Below are 18,086 nucleotides of genomic sequence, written 5' to 3'. Positions count from 1 at the left end.
GGCTCGGCTCAGCGCCCCCCGCGATGCCCTCACTCGGCCACGCGGTCCTTGATCCACTGTGCCCGCGGCAGTACCTCGATGCTGCCGACGGCATACTGCTGCAGCACGTCGTCCGGCCCGAAGCACGGTTGCCAGCCCAGCTCGCTGCGCAGGCGGGCACTGTCGTAGACACGGTCGATGCTCAATGGCAGCGGCCAACCACGGCGTTCGAACTCGGCCAGCAGCTGCGGCGCGCGACGGGCCAGCACGCTGCGCGGGTGCGTGGCCAGCTCCAGGCAGTCCTCGCGCCGGAACGGCGTCGGCGCACAGGCGAGGTAGCGCGCGAACGGGGCGCCTTCGTCGAGCAGCAGTGCAGCATGTGCGCTGGCCACATCGCGGGCGTCGATGCCGCGATGCAGGCGGAACATCGCCATCCGTTCGGGCGGTTCCGGGAAACACCGGCCCATGCGCAGCACGCGAACGCTGAAGCCCGGCGTGGCGGCGGCTTCGGCCAGGGTCTCTGCCTGCAGCTTGGTTCGGTGGTAGATCGTGCGCGGCAGCGGCTCGGTGTCTTCGTCGATCCAACGGCAGCCACCGGCCACCACGGCATGGCCATACAACGCAGTGGTGCTGGTCAGCACGAAGCGCCGTGCTCCTGCTTCGCGTGCAGCCTGCAGCAGGTGTGCGGTGGCCTCCACGTTGATCTGCTGGAACACCGCATCCGGCACCAGGCCGACATGCGGGGCATGCAGGGCCGCGGTATGGATGACCGCATCCATGCCCTGCACCGCGCGCGCGACGGCCTGCCGATCGCTGACATCGGCGATGATGCGCGTGGTGGCAAACGGACTGCGGTCCAGCCCCACCACTTCGTGGGCGGCCGCCAACGCACCGAAGATCGCGCGCCCGATGCGGCCGGAACTGCCGGTCAACAGAATCTTCATTGAGTCCATTCACTCGAAGCGCCCGGGAACTACCGGGATGCTTCGATTCTAGGCATGCAATCGCGCATCCGCGATAGGACAACCATGCAATCGTGCGTTCATCTTGACGACTTCGCAGGCGCCAGCAGTTGCCGCGCGATGAACAGCGGATCGTCGCCGCCGGCCACATCGGGCCTCACGCCAGTACGTTCCCAGTTTCCACCGGTACGCAGATTGATGGGTTGCCGGTCGGGAATACTGATCTGATAGCCATCGGGCAGCAGCACAGGATCACCAAACATATGCGCGGCACCGCCACTGCGCGTGCCGACAATCCGCGCGCGGCCCAGTGCCTGCAGCGAATAGGCGACGAACTCGGCCGCCGAACCGGTGCGGCGGTCGATCAGCACCACCAGCGGTTTCAGGTACGCAGGCAGGCTGGCAGGCGGCAGCGGTACCGGCGTGCGCCGGCCGCGCTGGTCCAGCTGCTGCACCGCGTCGATCTTCGCGTCCAGCAGCGTGCGTACCAGCAGGTCGGCACTTGCATCGTCGCCGCCCCCGTTCTGGCGCAGATCCAGCACCAGGCCATCGGTGTCGGCCAGCAGGGAAAGGGCCGCAGCGAACTTCGGGCGCGCCAGATCCAGCGGATAGAAGGTACTCAGGCGCAGGTAGCCAATGTTGCCCTCCATCACCCGCACCTCGCGCACGCCGGCACCATTGCGGCGGGCATCGGCGCGCCAGGCCATCAACCAATCGTCCTGGCCGGCCGCTGCGTCCACGCGTTCAACGTGGAAGTGGCCATCGAACATGTCCAGGTCCTGGTTCAGGCGTGCGCTGAACGCAACCGGATCCGAACAGCTGTCCGCATAGCGCTGCTGCACCGACCAGGTGCGCAGGGCATCGGCGATACGGGCGCCGGCCGCCTCGTCAAGGTACTGCGCCTGCACGGCGGTGGCCGCCGCGCGCAGCACTCCGTCCTGCGCCGGGCAGGCCGCTGCCAGCAACGCAGCGAGCATCCAGGACACGGCCATCAACCACCTCCGCGTTGAAGATATATAAGCCCTTATATATCATCCTGGTCATGGATCTCCAACACGCCACGCTCGGCACGTTGCTGCGCGCCCTGCTCGACCAGCTGGACCCGGCGGTCGAGCAGGCCTACCGGGACCTGCAACTGGACTACCGGCCCCGCTACACGCCGGTGCTGCGCACGCTGATGGCGCAGGGCCCCTGCCGGATCAAGGACCTGGCATCGGCCTGCGGGCTCAGCCATTCGGCGCTCAGCCAGACCGCGGCGGCGATGGTGCGCGATGGTTGGCTGCACGCGTCCAGCGGCGACGACGGACGTGAACGCATCCTGCAGTTGAGCCCCCGCGCACAGCGCGCGATGCCTGCGCTGCAGGCGCAATGGCAGGCCACTGCCGTAGCGGCGCGCAGCCTCGATGCCGATCTGGGGCAGCCGCTGGAGCAGGTACTGCGCGACGCCCTTGCAGCGCTCGCGCAGCGGCCCTTCGCGCAGCGCCTGCAGGACGCCCGCCGGCCCTGAAGCCTTCTGCTCTGCGGCCATTTCGATTTCGCTGAGGAAGGTCCAGCCGCCGTTGCCCAGGCGCAGCTCCAGCGTGCGCACTGCGCGGCCGGCTGTCCGGCCCAGGTGAAGGGTGCAGTTCGTCCTAGCCACGCAGGGCGGCGCGCGCAGCAGCGTACCTGCGCCGTGAAAAGCAGTACGGTGCGGCGTGAAGGCAGCCGCACCGGTGCGGACACTCCGTTAGCCGGGCACCGGCAAGGATGAGCTTCCCTTCCATGCAACGGGAGCCTTCCCATGGCCGGCCAGCACCACGGCACTTCCCATCGTGGCTTCGCCTCGATGGACCAGGACAAGCAGCGCGCGATCGCCGCAAAGGGAGGACGCGCCGCGCATGCGTCCGGCAATGCACATGAGTTCAGCCCGGCCGAGGCACGCGTGGCCGGCCGCAAGGGCGGCGAGGCGATCAGCCGCAACCGCCAGCACATGGCAGCGATCGGCCGCGAAGGCGGGCACGCTCGCCACGCCAATGCACGGCAGCAGCGGCAAGCGGCCGAAGCGACGCCAACGAGGGACGGTCCACAACGCCAGCAGGGCTGACCGCGGCGTGTCCAGGCGCGCCTGGGCTGCCGGAGCAGCCCGAATGCCGCGAGCAGGGCCAGCACGCCGTAGACGGTCATCGTCCCGCGCGCACCGCCAGGCGTGGCTGAGGCACCATCCACCGCTCAGGCGTGGGCGAGGATGTTCAACAGCCGACCGAACGGATCGCGGACGAAGAAGCGCCGCACGCCCCAGGGTTCGTCGGCCGGGCCATATTCCAGCGCGATGCCGGCCGCGCGCATGCGCTGCAGCACGTCCTGCAGATTGTCCACTTCGATCGACAGGTCCGGCACCGGCGTGCCCGAGCCTCCTTCACTGGCGAAGCTGACCTGCGCCACCGCACTGCTCTGCCCGCCATGGGTGACGATCCAGCCATGGTCCATCACCACCGGCATGCCGAGCAGCTCGCCATAGAACGCAGCGGCACGTGAGGGATCGGGCGTGGCGATGTTGGCGACGACACGCTTGACGGCCATGTTCCACTCCACCAGGAAGAACGTGTCGAGACTGCCCGACCTTGCGCACGAACAGAAGAGCCTCGTCACGGACGAGGCCCGTCTTCAGCCGAGCATGGCTGGGCTTACACCGCGCCGCAGCGCTCCATGACACATCGATCGTATTCGTACTGGCATTCCATGGCATCACCACCACCGGACACACATGCCTGGTAAGCCTTCCAGCAGGGCAGATCGCAGGGCTGGACCGGTCCGGCCACGGCCACCGAGCCGCTGCAGGCCAACGCGAACACAACACCGGCGATCACTTTCCTGAAAGTACGCATCGACATCGCTCCTTGATAAGCCTGGTGAGCCCAGGCCGGGCCACCTTAGCGCTGCACACGGGACGCTGGGTGAAGGCCGATGCCGCTCGACTCAGCGGTGCAGCAACCCCAGCACACGCAGCTGTCCGGCCAGCTCATCAATGTTGCGCCACGGCAGGATCGGCGAATTGCCGCGCTCGTCCGGCGGGTTGTCCGGCAGCGCATCGGACCAGCCACCGGCCCCCACCAGCGGCAGCAGCGGCCGCTTGTGCAGCCAGGCCAGGCAAACCTCCGAGATCGTGCCGGCGCGCCCGCCGATCACGATGCAGGCATCACCGGCCAGGGCCATGATCAGGTTGCGCGCATCGCCCATGCCACAGGGCACCACCACCGTGGCCGGCCAATCGGCCGGCGGCATGCTGCTTTCCGGGATCACGCTGAGCACTTGGCCACCGGCGGCTACTGCCTGCTCGGCAGCTATCCGCGTAGCGGCACTGCCACAGCCGCTGACCAGCGTGATGCCCTGCACGGCCAGGAAACGCCCTGCTTCAGCTGCGCGCTCGAACGCGTCGCTGCCAGGATCGGCACTACCCAGTATCGCCAACTGTGGTTTACGCAATGCGTTACGCATGGACGGCTCCAAGGCCTCGGAAAGAAAGGTCGCGGTGCCCGGCCCGGCGGAGCCACGTCGTGCACCGATCACAAAACATTAACACGTTCATAAAAATCCCTTCACATTACTGGGGGATATCGCCATGCCTTTGCGTTAACGGCCTTGATGTCCGTCAACCAAGGAAGTTGTCCGATGAATCACCCGCTGTACGGCCGTTCGTCCCGCTCCCTGTCGCACCGCCCGCTGGCGCTTGCCGTCGCCAGCTCGCTGCTGCTGGCCGCTGCACTGCCGGCCATGGCCAGCGAATCACTCGAGGCCTGGCAGCAGCAGCGCCAGATGCAGGCTGCATGGGCACAGCCTGCTGCCAACGCTGCACCCGCAGCGACGGCCGCTGCACCTGCCGCCAGCAGCACCGCCGTTCTTGGCAAGCCGGGCGATCCGGCCAGCTGGCGCAGCGATGAGTTCAACGCCGATTGGGGCCTGGGTGCGATGGGCGCGGACTACGCCTATGCACGCGGCCTGACCGGCAAGGGTGTGCGCCTGGCGCTGTTCGACTCGGGGTCCGCACTGGCGCATCCGGAGTTTGCAGGACGCAATACCTCCAGCATCACCATCGGTGCCGACTGCGCGACGCCGGGTGTGGTCGCGGGGACCGGTGCCTGCGGGCAGACCCGCGGCGAACAGCCCGGCTACAACTACTATGGCCTCGGTGCCGGCGTTCCGGCCGCACTCGCGGCACGCCTGATCGCGGCCGGCCAGCCCTATGGCTTCAGCTACGCCGACCACGGAACGCATGTGCTTGGCACCATCGGCGCAAACCGCAATGGCACCGGCATGCATGGCGTGGCCTTTGGTGCGGATCTCACCGCCGCCCGCGTGTTCGGCGACACCTACTATGAGTGGCGCCTGGATCCGGACAACTACTATCGCCCGCGCGCGGTGTACCGCACCGATCCGGATGACGCCGCCACGCTGGACATGTATGCACAGATCCAGGCGCAGGGCGTGCGTGCCATCAACCACAGCTGGGGCATCTCCACGCGCAACATGACCGCCGCCGCGCTGGACCAGCAGTACGCCAACATCGGTGCCGACTACGGCGTGTACGGCAGCATCTACGCCAGCAATGGCGATACACCGGGCTCCACCCTCATCCAGGTCTGGTCGGCTGGCAACGGCAGCGGCGCCGTCGCCGGAATCACGGCCGCGATGCCGCGCTGGAAGCCCGAACTGGAACCGTACTGGCTGGCCGTGGCCAACGTCCGCCGGCCCAACGCCGCTGCGGGCGAAACGGACTACGTGATCGATGGAAGTTCCAGCATCTGTGGCGTTGCCGCCAACTGGTGCATCTCGGCACCCGGCACCGACATCGTCAGCACCATCGTTTCCGGGGATATCCAGGGCCGCATCGAAAACACCTCCGCCTACGTGCGGCTGATCATCGACAGCGAGAACACCCAGTATGTCTATGGCACCAAGACGGGCACATCGATGGCGGCGCCGCACATCACCGGCGCGCTCGGCCTGCTGATGGAGCGCTTCCCCTATCTGGACAACGCCCAGGTCCGCGACGTGCTGCTGACCACCGCACGCGACCTGGGTGCAGCGGGCATCGATCCGATCTACGGCTGGGGCATGGTGGATCTGAAGAAGGCCATCGAAGGCTATGGCTCGCTGCGCGTGGACACCAACGTGGTGATGAACCAGAAAGCCGGCGGCCTGAAAGTCTGGGAAGGCGATGCCTGGGACAACTGGACCAACGACATCGGTGGCCCTGGCAAGCTGACCAAATCCGGTATCGGCTGGCTGCGCCTGAGCGGCAACAACAGCTTCAACGGCGCGGTACTGCAGGACGGTACGCTGGAATTGAACGGCACCAACACCCTCACCTCGGCAGTCGAAGTACAGGGTGGCCAGTTGCTGCTCAACGGCAGCCTGGTCTCCACCGCACTGACCACTACCGGTGGCGTGAGCACGGTCAGCGCCAGCGGCGTGCTGAACAACAGCAACCTGGTGATCAACGGCGGCGTGGTGTCCTTCAACGGCACGCAGACCGGCGGCACCACCACGGTCGGCGCCAATGGCCTGCTGAAGGGCGTCGGCACGCTCGGCAATACCCGCGTGGACGGCATCATCGCGCCGGGCAACTCGATCGGCACGCTGACCATCAACGGCAACTACGTGCAGAGCGCCACTGGCGTCTATGCCGCCGAGCTGGCCCCGGGTGGCCGCAGTGACCAGTTGCACGTGACCGGCACCGCCACCCTTGGCGGCACGCTGGTCGCGCTGCCGGAGCCGGGCGTGTACTACCTCGGCGAGCAGTTCAACTTCCTGCGTGCCGACGGAGGCGTCAACGGCCAGTTCGCCAAGACCGACTTCAGCGCGTTCTCCCCGTTCCTGCAGTTCAGCCTGGCCTACGGTACCAACGGCACGCGCATCGACGTCGCCCGTGGCGCTTCACTGACCACGGCTGCCAACACGCCCAACCAGCGTGCAGTGGCAGCGGCCGCCGACCTGCTGCCGATCGCCCAGGGTCTGCCCAAACCACTGACGCAACTGTTCCCGCAGCAGGTCGGAGGCGTGCTCGACGGCCTCAGCGGCGAGCTGCATCCGGCCACGGCCATCGCCCTGATCGAGGGCAGCCGCTACGTGCGCGATGCCGCGTTGTCACGCCGTGCCGGCGCCGCCGCACCCGGTAGCGACGTGGGTGACGCGACGGGTGCATGGGTGCAGGCCATCGGTGGCAACAGCAAGCTGGACGGTGACGTCAACACTGCCCGCACCGAAGCCAACAGCAACGGCCTGCTGGTCGGCATCGACCGCGAGTTCTCCGGCTGGCAGGTCGGCGTGTTGGCCGGCACGGGCCGCACCGACGTGAAGCAGCAGGCGCGTCGCGCCAAGTCGAAGATCGACAACACCCACTTCGGTGCCTACGCCAGCCACAACTGGGGCGGTTTCGGCCTGCGCGGTGGTGTGGCGTGGAGCAAGCACGAGGTGAAGAGTACGCGTGATGTCGCCTTCGCAGGCTTCAGCGACAGCCTGAGCGCACGCTACGACGCCCGCACCCGGCAGGCCTTCATCGAAGCCGGCTACCGCTTCGGTGGCCCGGAAGCCGGGCTGGAGCCCTACCTGCAGGTCGCACGTGTCGAAGTGGACCTCAAGCGCGTCAACGAACGCGGTGGAGCAGCGGCACTGCAGGGCAAGGTGGACGATACCGGAACCACGATTGCCACTGCCGGCCTGCGCTTCGACAAGGGACTGAAGGCTTCGTTCCAGCAGGAGAGCTGGCTGCACCTGCGCGGTGGCGTCGGCTATCGCCGCGCTTCCGGTGATCGCAGCCAGGTCGCCAACCTGGCCTTCGCCAACGGAAGCACGACGTTTGCGGTCAACGGCGCGCCGATCGCCGACAACGCGGTGGTGGCCGAACTGGGCCTGTCGGCGTGGCTGACCGAGCGCCAGCAGCTGGAACTGGGCTACAGCGGCCAGTTTGGCAGCGAAAGCCGCGACCACGGTGCGAACGCACGCTGGTCAGTGCGTTTCTGATTCCGAAGCAGTGTGCCCTTGAAGCGTTGGGGCGGCCTGATGGCCGCCCCTTTTTTCGACAACACACCGGGAAAGGTGGCCTTCAACCGTCAGGCCGCCTTCATCGCGTGTTTGCGCGCACGCATGACGTTGTGGCACTCCTGCACTTCCGGCAACAGCTGGGTGACTTCCTGGCGTACCGCCGGCGGCAGCTCGTTGTCCTTCAGCACGTCCTTGAACGCGCCCAGCAGGCGGTCCTCCGACTCTTCCAGCTCGGCCACATAGCCATAGTTGGTGTCACCGAAGGCTGCACGCACCTTGCCGTAGAACTGCTGCATCGAACCCACCACGGTGCCATGCTCGGCCGGCTTGCCGCCGCTGGCAGCCACCGAACCACTCAGCGCCGCGACGATGCGGCCCTTGACGCCGGCGATGCGGGTGAACAAGGCCGACAGCTCGGCATCCTTCACCTTGGTCGCCGCTTCTTCATAGAACGACTTGCCGTCACGAGCGATCTCGATCAGGTCGTTGAGGCGATGTTCGATGGTGGACTGGGTGCTCATGGCGTTGCTCCTGTATCTTCGTTTCAGGGGAGAAAAGCAGCTTCGACTGCGCTGCCTGCGTATCCACTGTGGACATGCTTGTGTGGTTCCCGGGTGAGCAGCGATTGATACGCACATCACGTCACCCAACCCGCACTGACTGCTTCACGCCACAGTGGCGCGTGGATCACATCGAGCGAGCCCGGGCAGGCTCACCAAGGTACGAAAAGGATGATCAGCACGATCACCAGGACTGCGGCGAGCGCTCCCATCAGCACGTTGCTCTGGCGCCAACTGGGTTTCGGTTTTCCGGGAGTATTCATGCCTGCTACCTGTCTCTGCGGATGACCCCGGCAGACTGATGGATCGGCGACGGTGCGTGCGTGCAGGACACGTGCAGGCGACGTGCAGAGCACCGGCACCCATGTCGATTTCCGGCACACTCGCTCGTCAGATCATCAAAGCCCTCCTTGATTGCGGACCCCATGCCTCCCATCCTCACCGCCTTCGCCACCTCCCCCGACCGCGGCCAGGGCCTGGCCCGTGACATGTGCGTGCGCTGGGCACTGGAGGAACTGTCGGTAGCCTATGACGTACAACTGCTCACCTTCACCGAGATGAAGCAGCCCGTACACCTGGCACGCAATCCGTTCGGGCAGATTCCGACCTGGCAGGAGGGCGACCGGACCCTGTTCGAATCCGGCGCCATCGTCCTGCATCTGGCCGAACAGCACCCCGGCCTGCTGCCGCGCGATCCGGACGCCCGCATGCGCGCGATCATGTGGATGTTCGCTGCGCTGAACACGGTGGAACCCCCCATCGTTGAGCGCTCCATGGCCTGGGTGCTGGAGCGCGAGCAGCCGTGGTACGCACAGCGGCTGCCGATGCTGGATGAGCGGGTTCGGGCGCGACTGGCGCAACTGTCGACATGGCTGGCCAAGGCGCCGTGGCTGGACGGCGATTTCAGCGTGGGCGACCTGATGATGGTCTCGGTGCTGCTGCGCCTGAAGAGCAGCGGGCTGCTCGACGAGTATCCGACGGTGGCCGCCTATGTGGCCCGCGCGACGCAGCGGCCCGCCTACCAGCGCGCCTTCGCCGCGCAGTTGGCGGTGTTCCAGAACGCCTAGCGCTGCGCCCCGCGCGGGGTCTTCAGCGTAACTTCCGCCGGCAGGCGGCCTGCACCAGCATCAGCTGCGCCACCAGGATCAGCATCGCGCAGCCTGACAGCAGCCACGGGTCGATGTACCACTGCTCATTGAAACTGAAGTCGCCTGCGGAAATGCGTTTCCAACCGTTGAAGTGCTGCATCGCTGCCACCACGAACGCGAAGCCACCCGCGGTGTACGACAACCAGGGCACGATGAGGCTCCCCGGGCGCGCGAACAGCGTCAGCAGGCCGAGCACGCCGATGACCGTGCGCTGCACGCGGCAGTACGGGCAGACATAGGCCATCCCGCTCCATTCCACCGCCCAGGCCAGCAGGCTGACCAACATGCCCGCCACTGCGGCGGCGTGCAGGACTTTCGGCGTGATCGTCATGCCACTCTCGTGTGCCATCCCGTGCTCCTTGGTTGAAAGACCCGGGCAGGGTAGCAGTGCTGCAGCGTCATCCCTTCTTGATGACGGTCCGCTTGCCGATGGTGCTGGTCTTGCCAGCGGTCGGCCTGGCCAAGCCAGGAATCAGGAAATCGGTGACCTTGTGGCCCATCGACACCTTGGACGCCAACCAGCGCGGCATGCGCCCGCGACCGGTCCAGGTCAGGCGCTTGTATTCCGGGTCGCGATACTTGGGCGCGACTTTGCCGGATTTACGGCGGACGGCTTTTCGGGCCGGCGCAGGTGTTTCCGAGGCTTGGCCGCCAAAGAGTTCTTCAAGGGTGTAGCCGGCTTCGGCGGCGGCGGCCTTCAGCATCCGCCGCACCGCACTGGCCGGACGGCGGCTGGAAATCAGCTGTTTCCGCCGTTCAGCGGCAACCACCAGGGCACCCAGCTCGCGAAGGCTGAGCGATTCAATATCGATCGTCATGCGGGAAAGGTCTACTGCAGCGCGGCAGCTGTCAAGGCGCCCTGCCCGGCGCGTAGACACGGGCTTCACCGCCGGTGGGCTCCGATCGCCTGCGTCGGCCATCTCCGAGGACCTCGACGTGAGCACTTCATCGCATTCGCTCGCCTACCTGCTTGCACGCATCCTGCTGATGGCCCTGTTCCTGGTCTCCGGGCTGGGCAAGCTCGGCGATCTCAGTGGTACCCAGGGCTACATGGAGGCAATGGGAGTTCCCGGCATCCTGCTCTGGCCGACCATCGCCTTCGAAATCGGCAGCGGCCTGTGCATCCTGCTCGGCTTCCAGACCCGGCTGGTGGCGGTCGTGCTCGCAGGCTTCAGCCTGGTCACCGCTTTCATCTTCCACCACAACTTCGCCGATCAGACCCAGCAGATCATGTTCCTGAAGAACCTGGGCCTCGCCGGCGGCTTCCTGCTGCTGGCGTGCACCGGGGCGGGACGTTACAGCATCGATGGGCGTGGGCGGCGCGGATGAGCGCGCGGCATGCCGCCATCACCCCTGGCCCATGGGCGCGACGCGCCGCAGGCGCAGGTTGCGCCATGTCGGCTGGGAGCCGCGAAAATCCACCGCTTCGCCATCGCTGGTGAACAACAATCCTGGCTCCACCTCAGCAACCAGGCGGATGCCATCGATGTACAGCCAGCCGTGTCGTTGCTCCAGCACAACGAACATCGATGGTTTGCCCCATTGGTCAACGCGATAGCGTCCCAGCCAGGGTTGCCAATGGGGCGCCTGCGGCCCGGTGGGCCCATCGATGGGATCGTTCTGGTCCAGGCCATCCTCGCCGTTGCTGCATTCCAGGTACGCCGGCAGCATGTCCGTCGCCGCATGGTAACGGTACGTCGCAACCTCTCCATCGGTGTCCACAGTGAAAAGTTGATCGCCGTCGATGGCCGCAAAGCGGGTACCCTCGGCGTGCGCCCCTCGATGCAGTTGCAGCTCCCCGTTTCCGGCAACCCCGATCTTCGCCTTGCCGCTGCGCCCGATCCAGCTTCCCGCCATCTGCTGCATCTGGTCCTGGTTCAACCTGATCGGCGCCAGGCTTGATAGGGGCACACGCGGCTGACGGGGCCCGAAACGCGCCGACAACAGCTGATCGAGCAGACGCTCGCCGATGCCGTACCCCGCAGACGTCGCGCGATTGAACATCGCGGCAAATCCAGCGTTTGCCTGCCTGCAGTAGGTGAACACGCACCCGAATCCGAAGCCCCCGCCGCGGTGGTGCAGCAGCCGCACCGGTGTACTGCCGTAGAGGCGTTCGCTGCGCATGACACCGAGCCCGTAGTCGCCGCCCAGGCCGAAACCATGCATCTCGTCCCAGAGACGGGGCTCAAGCAGTTGCTGCGCACCGGATCGGCCGCCACCGAGCAGGAAGCCAAGATACTTCGCCATGTCGGCGGCACTGGTCCACACGCCTCCCGACACCACCAGCGGCGTCACCGGCGGTACCTGCGTATGGCCTTCCTGGGTTCCCAGTGCCCGCACCTTGCTTGCCAGGTAGACCGACGCATCGGCCGTACTGTCGTGCATTCCCAGCGGCTCGAAGATCCGGCGCTGCAGCCAGGCCGGATAGCTGATGCCCGCAACCTGCTCAAGGACATGACCGGCAAGGTCGAAGCCCAGGTTGGAGTAGCGATAGCGCGTACCCACCGGAAAGCGCAGCCATGTCTGCGAGATGCTGCGGACGTGCGCATCAAAGCCCGGCGACGCCGGTTCGTAGTTGTTGCCCAGGGGCGCCTCGTGCGTGAATCCCGCGCGATTGGCAAGCAGCAGGCGCAGGCTGATGCGCTCCTGTGGAGCATGCTCGAAGCGGCTGCGCACCGTGAACGACGGCAGATAGCGGGTAATGGGCGCGTCCAGATCAAGGATGCCGTCCTGCACGGCCAACAGCACCGCCACCGCCGCGAAGTTCTTCGAGGTGGACTGGATGCTGAACATCGTGCTGGCGTCTACGGGCACGCTGCCCTGGCCTGATACGTGACCGAAGCCTTCAGTCCAGCGCACCTGCCCGCCTTCGACCAGGCAGACGGCAGCGGCACCGATGCCGCTGCCGTCCATGGCCGAGCGGATCACGCTGCGTTCCGCGTCGATCAGGCTCGCGGTGGTGACGCTTGGCCGCGCCGGGGTGGCAACACCGGTGGGAATGAGCGTGGCCGCCGGAACAGCTGCGGCATTGACCAGGAAGGTGCGACGACTGAGCGTAACAGGCATCAGATCACTCCACTTCAGGATGCCGCCATCTTCCCGCCAGCAGAAATGGCAGGGCATGTGTCATTCGGCACAGAGTGCGGTGATCGATGGAGCTGCGCCTTCGCTGGCTGAGCAGGCCTCAGCCCGGAGGGTCCGGCAAGCGGATTCCCTGCGCCGAAACAAAGGCGCGGGACTCACTCCAATAGGCCTGTGGCGGTTCCCGCAGCTCTGGTCGCGCCCAGTAGTCGTTGCCATGCAATGCGCTCATCACATGGCACCAGCCGTCACGCGGATCGTGAACCTGAAGTCGTCTGCGATGATGGCGCGGATGATACACGTAGTGACCAAGCGCCTCCTGGCGCGCTTGATCCGGCGAACGACCCGCCTGATGGACCAGCGTCCATGCACGCATGTGGCGTGCATGCGCGAGCGCGCCCAGGTACTCGTCCTCATCCAGCAGTGGCACCTGCTCACCGCGGGCCAGGCACAGTGCGTCCGATTCGGCTTCGTAGTCCAGCGACGGCTCCGCCAGTTCCGGGTGCTGCTGCCAATACCCTTCGCCCTTCATGTGCAGCATCGCCCAGTGCCAGGGCTCGTCGTGGAAGATCAGCGCGTGTTCGTATTCGCGGCCGGGGCTCTGGTCGGGATAGCGCTTCCGTGCCTGTTCGAGCGCCTGCGCCTCGGGCACCTGGCCATGGTGGACCAGGCACCAGGCGAACAGGTGCCGGCTGTCTTCGATTTCGGTGGTGAAGTCTTCCACCGGCGTATCGGTGTTGGGCATGGTCGATCCCTGTGTGCGGATCAGATGGTACCGACGCTGCAGGTCGCGCGGGGGGCGGGGGCAATGAGATCTGCAACAGGTCGTGCGAGGTCGCGTGGGGGCCCATCACGATTCGAATCTGGAATCGACGGATTATGGGACCTCTACAGCGCTTCCACGCGCCTCCACAGACCTTCCGGCCGCAAACCACGCGGCTGATTCCCAGGCCCCGCAACCATCTTCGCTCATCTTTGTGCACCTCCTTCCGCTGACAAAAGGTCGCCGAGCGGTCGCCAATGGGCGCAATGAAGGGAATGCTCGGAGAGAACCGACTGGCCACCTTGCCGATCGGCCAACGGGCCTCGGATCCAGCGTCGCATGGTGCGGGCTGCCCGGATGTGCGGAAGCTCGCCGGCGGTGGGCTCAGGTTCCGCTACAGATACACCAAGGCCAACGGTCAACGCGATCGCGTCGCGGCCGCACCAGGAGGGAGGGCGCAACCTTCGCGATGAGATCGCAGCTGCGGCGGCCGCCGTCTAGCGAGAGAACAAGCCAATTGCTACCGCGGCACGGAATGGCCATTTTGCCACTCATGCGCTCGCCTTCCGAGGAAGGGTATTTGTCGCTTTACGTCCACCGATGCGTGACTGAGAACACGCAAGTGCAAAGCGTAGCCCGCTGCAACGAATTTCTGGTTGACAGTGAATATCACCCCGCAATATGAAATCCCGGGAATCGAGAGGCAGGGGATCAGCGCCGAAATCAGCTATCACCACGGCCCGAGGTCAGTCCATCGCAAAGCTCCGCGACGACAAGGGAAAAGGAATCAGGTGAAGATCAGTAGAATTCTCATATATGGAATGTTCGTCATCGGCGTAGTCGCAACCATTTCCTGGTTGGCCTGCAGACCATCCGATGTCACAGGAAGCAAAGGAGATGAGGTTCCTCTCAGTGAAAAAAGCACTTCGTCAACGGATATCGCATCTGAATCAAGCATTCATCAATCCTTGCGTTCGCCACACCAATCCATCGAATCAACAGTGGCTCTGGGTGGCAAGGCATTTCTGCTCAAGATCGAAACACCTCACTACGAAGGCGACGCCTCGGAATACATTGACAGGCGCATCGCGGCTGCAAGGGCGGGCGATGCCCAGTCAAGCCATGAGATCCATAACCGCATTGCCAGTTGCAAGCGGGCGCTTAACTCAGGTGATGCCGATGAGTACAAGGCCTACGCATCAGTGGGCCTGGGGAAGCAGTACTCAAGGAAAATCGACCAGGAGATTGACCATTGCCAAGGGCAGATAGGGCGAACGGAACTCGGAGATGAGAATTGGCTCTCTCTTGCTGCCGCCCAAGGGTCGGTCGAAGCGAGACTGATTTTCGCCAAAGACCCGAAAGCCATCATTGGAAACTTGACGGAAGCGCTCAAGGATCCGGAACGGATAACCAATTATCGAAGGGATGCGATTGATTATCTAAATGAGTCGGTATCACAGGGAAGCGTCGACTCGATTGAAGCCCTTGCTGAAATCCATGACCGAGGGATCATTGCCGAAAAATCCCCTGAAAAGAGCCTTGCATACTGGCTCGCATATCAGCGCGCGCACCCCAACAGCCAATCGGCGGCATCCATTGCGAGACTCTCCAAACTGTTGCAGCCCAACCAGATAGAGCGATCCAACGAGATGTCTGAGGACATATACAGATCCTGCTGCTTGTAACCCAACAGAAGTTTCCTACTCACCCAACATGGCGCACGATGAAAGCAATGATTTCGAAGAAATGGTTGATTGCAACCTCCCTGGTTGTCGCAATTGCTTCCTCTTGCCCACCCACAGCTCGCCCCTTCCAACTAAACGAATAATCCAACACTGCGCGAAATCTCCCAAAATCGCTGTCAGGCGGGGGTTCCGACCCGTGCATCACAAGACGTTGTGCTAGATTCGGGACAGTGTTCCTGGCGCGAGAGGTACCTTCATGGATGCATGGCTCGACAAATGCGCTACTTCATCAAGGCGCGGAGATCGGAGTCACCTCCGGCTTGCAGCGTATCGCTGCCTCTCAATAGCCGTTTCAGCGTTGATACTGTCAGCGTGTTCGAGCGGTGCCTCACCAACCCCATCGCATAAATCTAATCAAAGACAGTCCCTCAGATCAGGGAGTGAAATTGGTATGGAGCGATTCAAGAACGACATCGAGCGCCTGTCCAGTGTACGTTTTGATGATGTCGACGCGTTAAATGAACAGCTCCACACGCATCTGGGAGAGCCGACACGCCAGGACGTGATGGACGAACGGATCGCAGAACACGGAATGTTGGGCGACCTTGAGGTCCGGAACATCAGGCTGAGAAGTGCTGCTGACGATCCTGCGCTCGCGAACCTGATCTTTGAGATCGCACCACCAAGCATTGCGCTCGAGGAAATCATCTGGGAAAACTCGACCAAACATCCACCTCGGCCTGACGCGCCTGGCTCTCGCCCTTACTGGTCTGCGCAGGTGAACGATGCAAAGGTCGTGCTCGGACTCGATTCCGATAACGTGACGCTGACCTACATATCGATCAGTCAGCGCTGATCCCTGTTATTGCGAAGGTGCCGGAGCATGGAGTGTACTGAAGAATCTGGACTGCCACAGCCGCAGGAGGGAGGCCCCCAATGGGGCAGCCGGTGAAGGCACTTATCTTATACCCGGCGTCAAGATCGTTATTGACGAGAATGCGATTGGGCAAGGCTCAAGGATCGCAAGTTCTCTTGCTCACGAAGTTGGGCACCATCTCTTCACCGAACCCGAAAATCGAACTTCCAAGCAAGCCTATGTGAACAGCGAGCTGCGAGGAGAAGCCGCCGCGACTCTCAGCAATGTCCAGGTCCAGCGTGAGATCGTTGCAGCTGGCGGTCCAGATATTGGCGTTTCCGGCACAGGTAATCGTCCACAACAATACGGAACCATTGCGGCGGAACTCCAAGCCGGACGGATCAACCGTAACCAAGCACTTGGGCAGATCGCTGAGGTGTTCAAGACAGAGGCGCCGTCTGTTGGTCCTCATGCGAAATACGAACTCTACTATGGCGACTACTACGACCGGGAAATAGCACCCACGCAACGGCGGCGTAGGCCAGATCCAGAATTTGACGCCGAGCGCATTGCGGTTGCGGAAAGAGTCGGTTCGGACACCGACGACTCGCCCTCACGGCAGCGAGCATCCTCCTCAGCCCCTGAACTCGGCGATGCTGACCGCTCTCTCTACATGCAGATTAGGGCAGGTGTGGAACGCCTGGACGCAGAGCATGGGAAACCCTGGGACGAGTCGAGTCAGCGCATGTCTGCAAGCTTGCTGGTACTGGCGAAAGAGCAGGGCCTTTCACGGGTTGACCATGTTGTCTTGAACAACCCGACAGAGAACCTAGCTCGAGGTGAGAGGGTCTTCGTAGTCGAGGGAGCAATGGACGATCCCGCCCATCGTCGAGGCCATATGAATACGATGGATGCGCTTCGCGCACCGGAGGCGGAATCGCTCCATCGCGCTGATGCGTTGAGCCAATCACAAGCAGCGAGCCTTGAACAACAACCGGCACAGCAGGCGCATACGCAAGACGGGCCATCGTTCTCGAGATAAAGCCGTCACTGTGCTATCGGCGCCATTCATTCCACCGCCTTGGCCCACAAGTGAGCGCCCACGCTGCAGCTCGGACGCTCTCGAATCATCATGCGGTCGCCTCCAGTTCGAAGGGTTCGATGCGGATCACGTCCTGGCCCAGCCACTCGTTAATAGCTGCCATGCGCGTCTGCAGCGGCGCCAGTTCCATCGCCGCCCACACGCCCGCCGCGTCGCGGATCGACCCAAACCCGCCACTGTTCTGCGGCACGATACCCAGAAGCTGCGGTGGCACCCGGAGCACCGCCAACATGTCATCGCGGGTCACACTCTTGATCCCGGTGAACTCATCTCGGACCGCCACCTCACTGACCGGGATCACCTGCAAGCCGTCCTTCTTCCCATTGGGCGAGTGCACGAACAGGTTCTTGAAATTGCCCGGCCCGCGCGACTGCCGCAGCGCGTCGCGCAACGCGTCCACGTCCAAGCCCTCGGGTTGGGGGTCGGTCATGTAGAGGGTGTAGCCGGCGTGCGAACCGTTGTTGTAATACTTCCGGCGGAACAGCGTGGCCGACTCGTTCAGCAGCGCGGCCTGTACGGCTGGCATCCACTCCGGCAGGCCGTAGATCTCCTGATCAGCATCTGCCTCTCGCAGCTGGAACACCTCACCGGCGGGAAACTCATGCTCTACCCGTGCGGCACGCACCGGGAAGAACTCACCGGGCTGCACGCCACGGCGTACGTACTGCGCCAGCGGCACCGCCAGACTGTGCGCGGTTCCTGACATGGGGCGGCGACACTCGACATACCCCATGCCGAAGGTGGTGTAGTCCAGCGCCAGCTGCGAGAACGCCTCACGGCTCAGCAGCCGGTGCGGTTGGAACGTGCGCACCAGCATGTTGCGTTTGAATGTCAGGCCGCTGTGCAGGTACGGGTTGGAGCGCGTTGCGCGCGACAGCCCTTGCAGATCCACCGGTGGCTCGAAGTAGCGGCCATTGCGCCAGCATTCGA

General features: G+C 64.3%; 19 protein-coding genes. 8 read left to right on the top strand and 11 right to left on the bottom strand.

The genetic code is table 11. The features are described from left to right. Positions 1 to 29: 29 nt before the first annotated feature. Positions 30 to 923, bottom strand: coding sequence for an NAD-dependent epimerase/dehydratase family protein (locus HMPREF3114_RS12195; RefSeq protein ID WP_005419556.1), 894 nt, complete (start codon positions 921 to 923; stop codon positions 30 to 32). A gap of 98 nt (positions 924 to 1,021) precedes the next feature. Further along, on the bottom strand, positions 1,022 to 1,933 hold the full coding sequence (locus tag HMPREF3114_RS12190; protein WP_070489850.1) for a S41 family peptidase: 912 nt from the start codon (positions 1,931 to 1,933) through the stop codon (positions 1,022 to 1,024). A gap of 50 nt (positions 1,934 to 1,983) precedes the next feature. Here HMPREF3114_RS12190 and HMPREF3114_RS12185 point away from each other — a divergent pair, with 50 nt between their 5' ends. Both HMPREF3114_RS12185 and HMPREF3114_RS12180 read left to right on the top strand, forming a co-directional pair. Then, on the top strand, positions 1,984 to 2,448 hold the full coding sequence (locus HMPREF3114_RS12185) for a MarR family winged helix-turn-helix transcriptional regulator (RefSeq protein WP_005419558.1): 465 nt from the start codon (positions 1,984 to 1,986) through the stop codon (positions 2,446 to 2,448). A gap of 273 nt (positions 2,449 to 2,721) precedes the next feature. Continuing rightward, positions 2,722 to 3,024: a KGG domain-containing protein gene (locus HMPREF3114_RS12180; RefSeq protein ID WP_005419559.1), complete on the top strand. Its 303-nt coding sequence runs from the start codon at positions 2,722 to 2,724 to the stop codon at positions 3,022 to 3,024. Positions 3,025 to 3,149: 125 nt separating this feature from the next. Here HMPREF3114_RS12180 and HMPREF3114_RS12175 read toward each other — a convergent pair whose 3' ends face one another. The 3 genes from HMPREF3114_RS12175 to HMPREF3114_RS12165 all read right to left on the bottom strand — a co-directional run bounded on the left by HMPREF3114_RS12175 (position 3,150) and on the right by HMPREF3114_RS12165 (position 4,415). Further along, entirely contained in the window at positions 3,150 to 3,500 is a 351-nt protein-coding gene (locus tag HMPREF3114_RS12175) for a VOC family protein (protein ID WP_053497018.1), read from the bottom strand. A 104-nt stretch (positions 3,501 to 3,604) separates the two neighbouring features. Then, positions 3,605 to 3,805, bottom strand: a complete 201-nt coding sequence (locus HMPREF3114_RS12170; RefSeq protein WP_005419561.1) for a hypothetical protein — start codon at positions 3,803 to 3,805, stop codon at positions 3,605 to 3,607. Between the two features lie 91 nt (positions 3,806 to 3,896). Then, on the bottom strand, positions 3,897 to 4,415 hold the full coding sequence (locus HMPREF3114_RS12165; protein ID WP_053497016.1) for an SLOG cluster 4 domain-containing protein: 519 nt from the start codon (positions 4,413 to 4,415) through the stop codon (positions 3,897 to 3,899). 174 nt (positions 4,416 to 4,589) lie between these two features. Here HMPREF3114_RS12165 and HMPREF3114_RS12160 point away from each other — a divergent pair, with 174 nt between their 5' ends. Next, positions 4,590 to 7,940, top strand: a complete 3,351-nt coding sequence (locus HMPREF3114_RS12160) for an autotransporter domain-containing protein (RefSeq protein ID WP_070489849.1) — start codon at positions 4,590 to 4,592, stop codon at positions 7,938 to 7,940. An 89-nt stretch (positions 7,941 to 8,029) separates the two neighbouring features. Here HMPREF3114_RS12160 and HMPREF3114_RS12155 read toward each other — a convergent pair whose 3' ends face one another. Continuing rightward, on the bottom strand, positions 8,030 to 8,482 hold the full coding sequence (locus HMPREF3114_RS12155; protein ID WP_005419568.1) for a PA2169 family four-helix-bundle protein: 453 nt from the start codon (positions 8,480 to 8,482) through the stop codon (positions 8,030 to 8,032). Between the two features lie 464 nt (positions 8,483 to 8,946). Between HMPREF3114_RS12155 and HMPREF3114_RS12150 the strand changes: the two genes are divergently transcribed. Further along, positions 8,947 to 9,588 (top strand): glutathione S-transferase family protein, encoded by a 642-nt coding sequence (locus HMPREF3114_RS12150; protein ID WP_053497013.1) that lies wholly within the window; start codon positions 8,947 to 8,949, stop codon positions 9,586 to 9,588. Positions 9,589 to 9,610: 22 nt separating this feature from the next. On the opposite strand, the gene HMPREF3114_RS12145 is transcribed toward HMPREF3114_RS12150, so the two are convergent. Together HMPREF3114_RS12145 and HMPREF3114_RS12140 are read right to left on the bottom strand one after the other, a co-directional pair. Then, positions 9,611 to 10,018 carry a hypothetical protein gene (locus tag HMPREF3114_RS12145; protein ID WP_053497011.1) on the bottom strand — a complete coding sequence of 136 codons (408 nt, stop codon included), beginning with the start codon at positions 10,016 to 10,018 and terminating at the stop codon, positions 9,611 to 9,613. 49 nt (positions 10,019 to 10,067) lie between these two features. Beyond that, entirely contained in the window at positions 10,068 to 10,487 is a 420-nt protein-coding gene (locus HMPREF3114_RS12140) for an H-NS histone family protein (RefSeq protein WP_053497010.1), read from the bottom strand. Positions 10,488 to 10,605: 118 nt separating this feature from the next. Here HMPREF3114_RS12140 and HMPREF3114_RS12135 point away from each other — a divergent pair, with 118 nt between their 5' ends. Further along, the gene (locus HMPREF3114_RS12135; RefSeq protein WP_019660763.1) at positions 10,606 to 10,998 is read left to right on the top strand and encodes a DoxX family protein; all 393 of its coding nucleotides are present in this window, start codon (positions 10,606 to 10,608) and stop codon (positions 10,996 to 10,998) included. 18 nt (positions 10,999 to 11,016) lie between these two features. Here HMPREF3114_RS12135 and HMPREF3114_RS12130 read toward each other — a convergent pair whose 3' ends face one another. Together HMPREF3114_RS12130 and HMPREF3114_RS12125 are read right to left on the bottom strand one after the other, a co-directional pair. Continuing rightward, a complete protein-coding gene (locus tag HMPREF3114_RS12130) occupies positions 11,017 to 12,792 on the bottom strand; it encodes a serine hydrolase domain-containing protein (protein ID WP_229765980.1) in 1,776 nt (591 codons plus the stop codon). A 61-nt stretch (positions 12,793 to 12,853) separates the two neighbouring features. Continuing rightward, positions 12,854 to 13,495, bottom strand: coding sequence for a hypothetical protein (locus HMPREF3114_RS12125; protein WP_053497008.1), 642 nt, complete (start codon positions 13,493 to 13,495; stop codon positions 12,854 to 12,856). Between the two features lie 680 nt (positions 13,496 to 14,175). Here HMPREF3114_RS12125 and HMPREF3114_RS20645 point away from each other — a divergent pair. From HMPREF3114_RS20645 to HMPREF3114_RS20640, 3 genes are all read left to right on the top strand, one after another. Beyond that, on the top strand, positions 14,176 to 15,198 hold the full coding sequence (locus HMPREF3114_RS20645) for an SEL1-like repeat protein (RefSeq protein ID WP_141750816.1): 1,023 nt from the start codon (positions 14,176 to 14,178) through the stop codon (positions 15,196 to 15,198). 451 nt (positions 15,199 to 15,649) lie between these two features. Beyond that, positions 15,650 to 16,054 (top strand): hypothetical protein, encoded by a 405-nt coding sequence (locus HMPREF3114_RS12115; protein WP_053497004.1) that lies wholly within the window; start codon positions 15,650 to 15,652, stop codon positions 16,052 to 16,054. Between the two features lie 241 nt (positions 16,055 to 16,295). Further along, positions 16,296 to 17,096, top strand: a complete 801-nt coding sequence (locus tag HMPREF3114_RS20640) for an XVIPCD domain-containing protein (protein ID WP_229765979.1) — start codon at positions 16,296 to 16,298, stop codon at positions 17,094 to 17,096. 88 nt (positions 17,097 to 17,184) lie between these two features. Here the strand turns inward: HMPREF3114_RS20640 and HMPREF3114_RS12105 are convergent. After that, on the bottom strand, positions 17,185 to 18,086 hold a 902-nt coding region (locus HMPREF3114_RS12105; protein WP_256337643.1), incomplete at its 5' end, for a phage portal protein.

The organism is Stenotrophomonas sp. HMSC10F07, assembly GCF_001807895.1.
Lineage (GTDB): Bacteria > Pseudomonadota > Gammaproteobacteria > Xanthomonadales > Xanthomonadaceae > Stenotrophomonas > Stenotrophomonas sepilia.
Note: the sequence above shows the minus strand (reverse complement) of the source record. Positions and strands in the feature narration are given on the sequence as shown.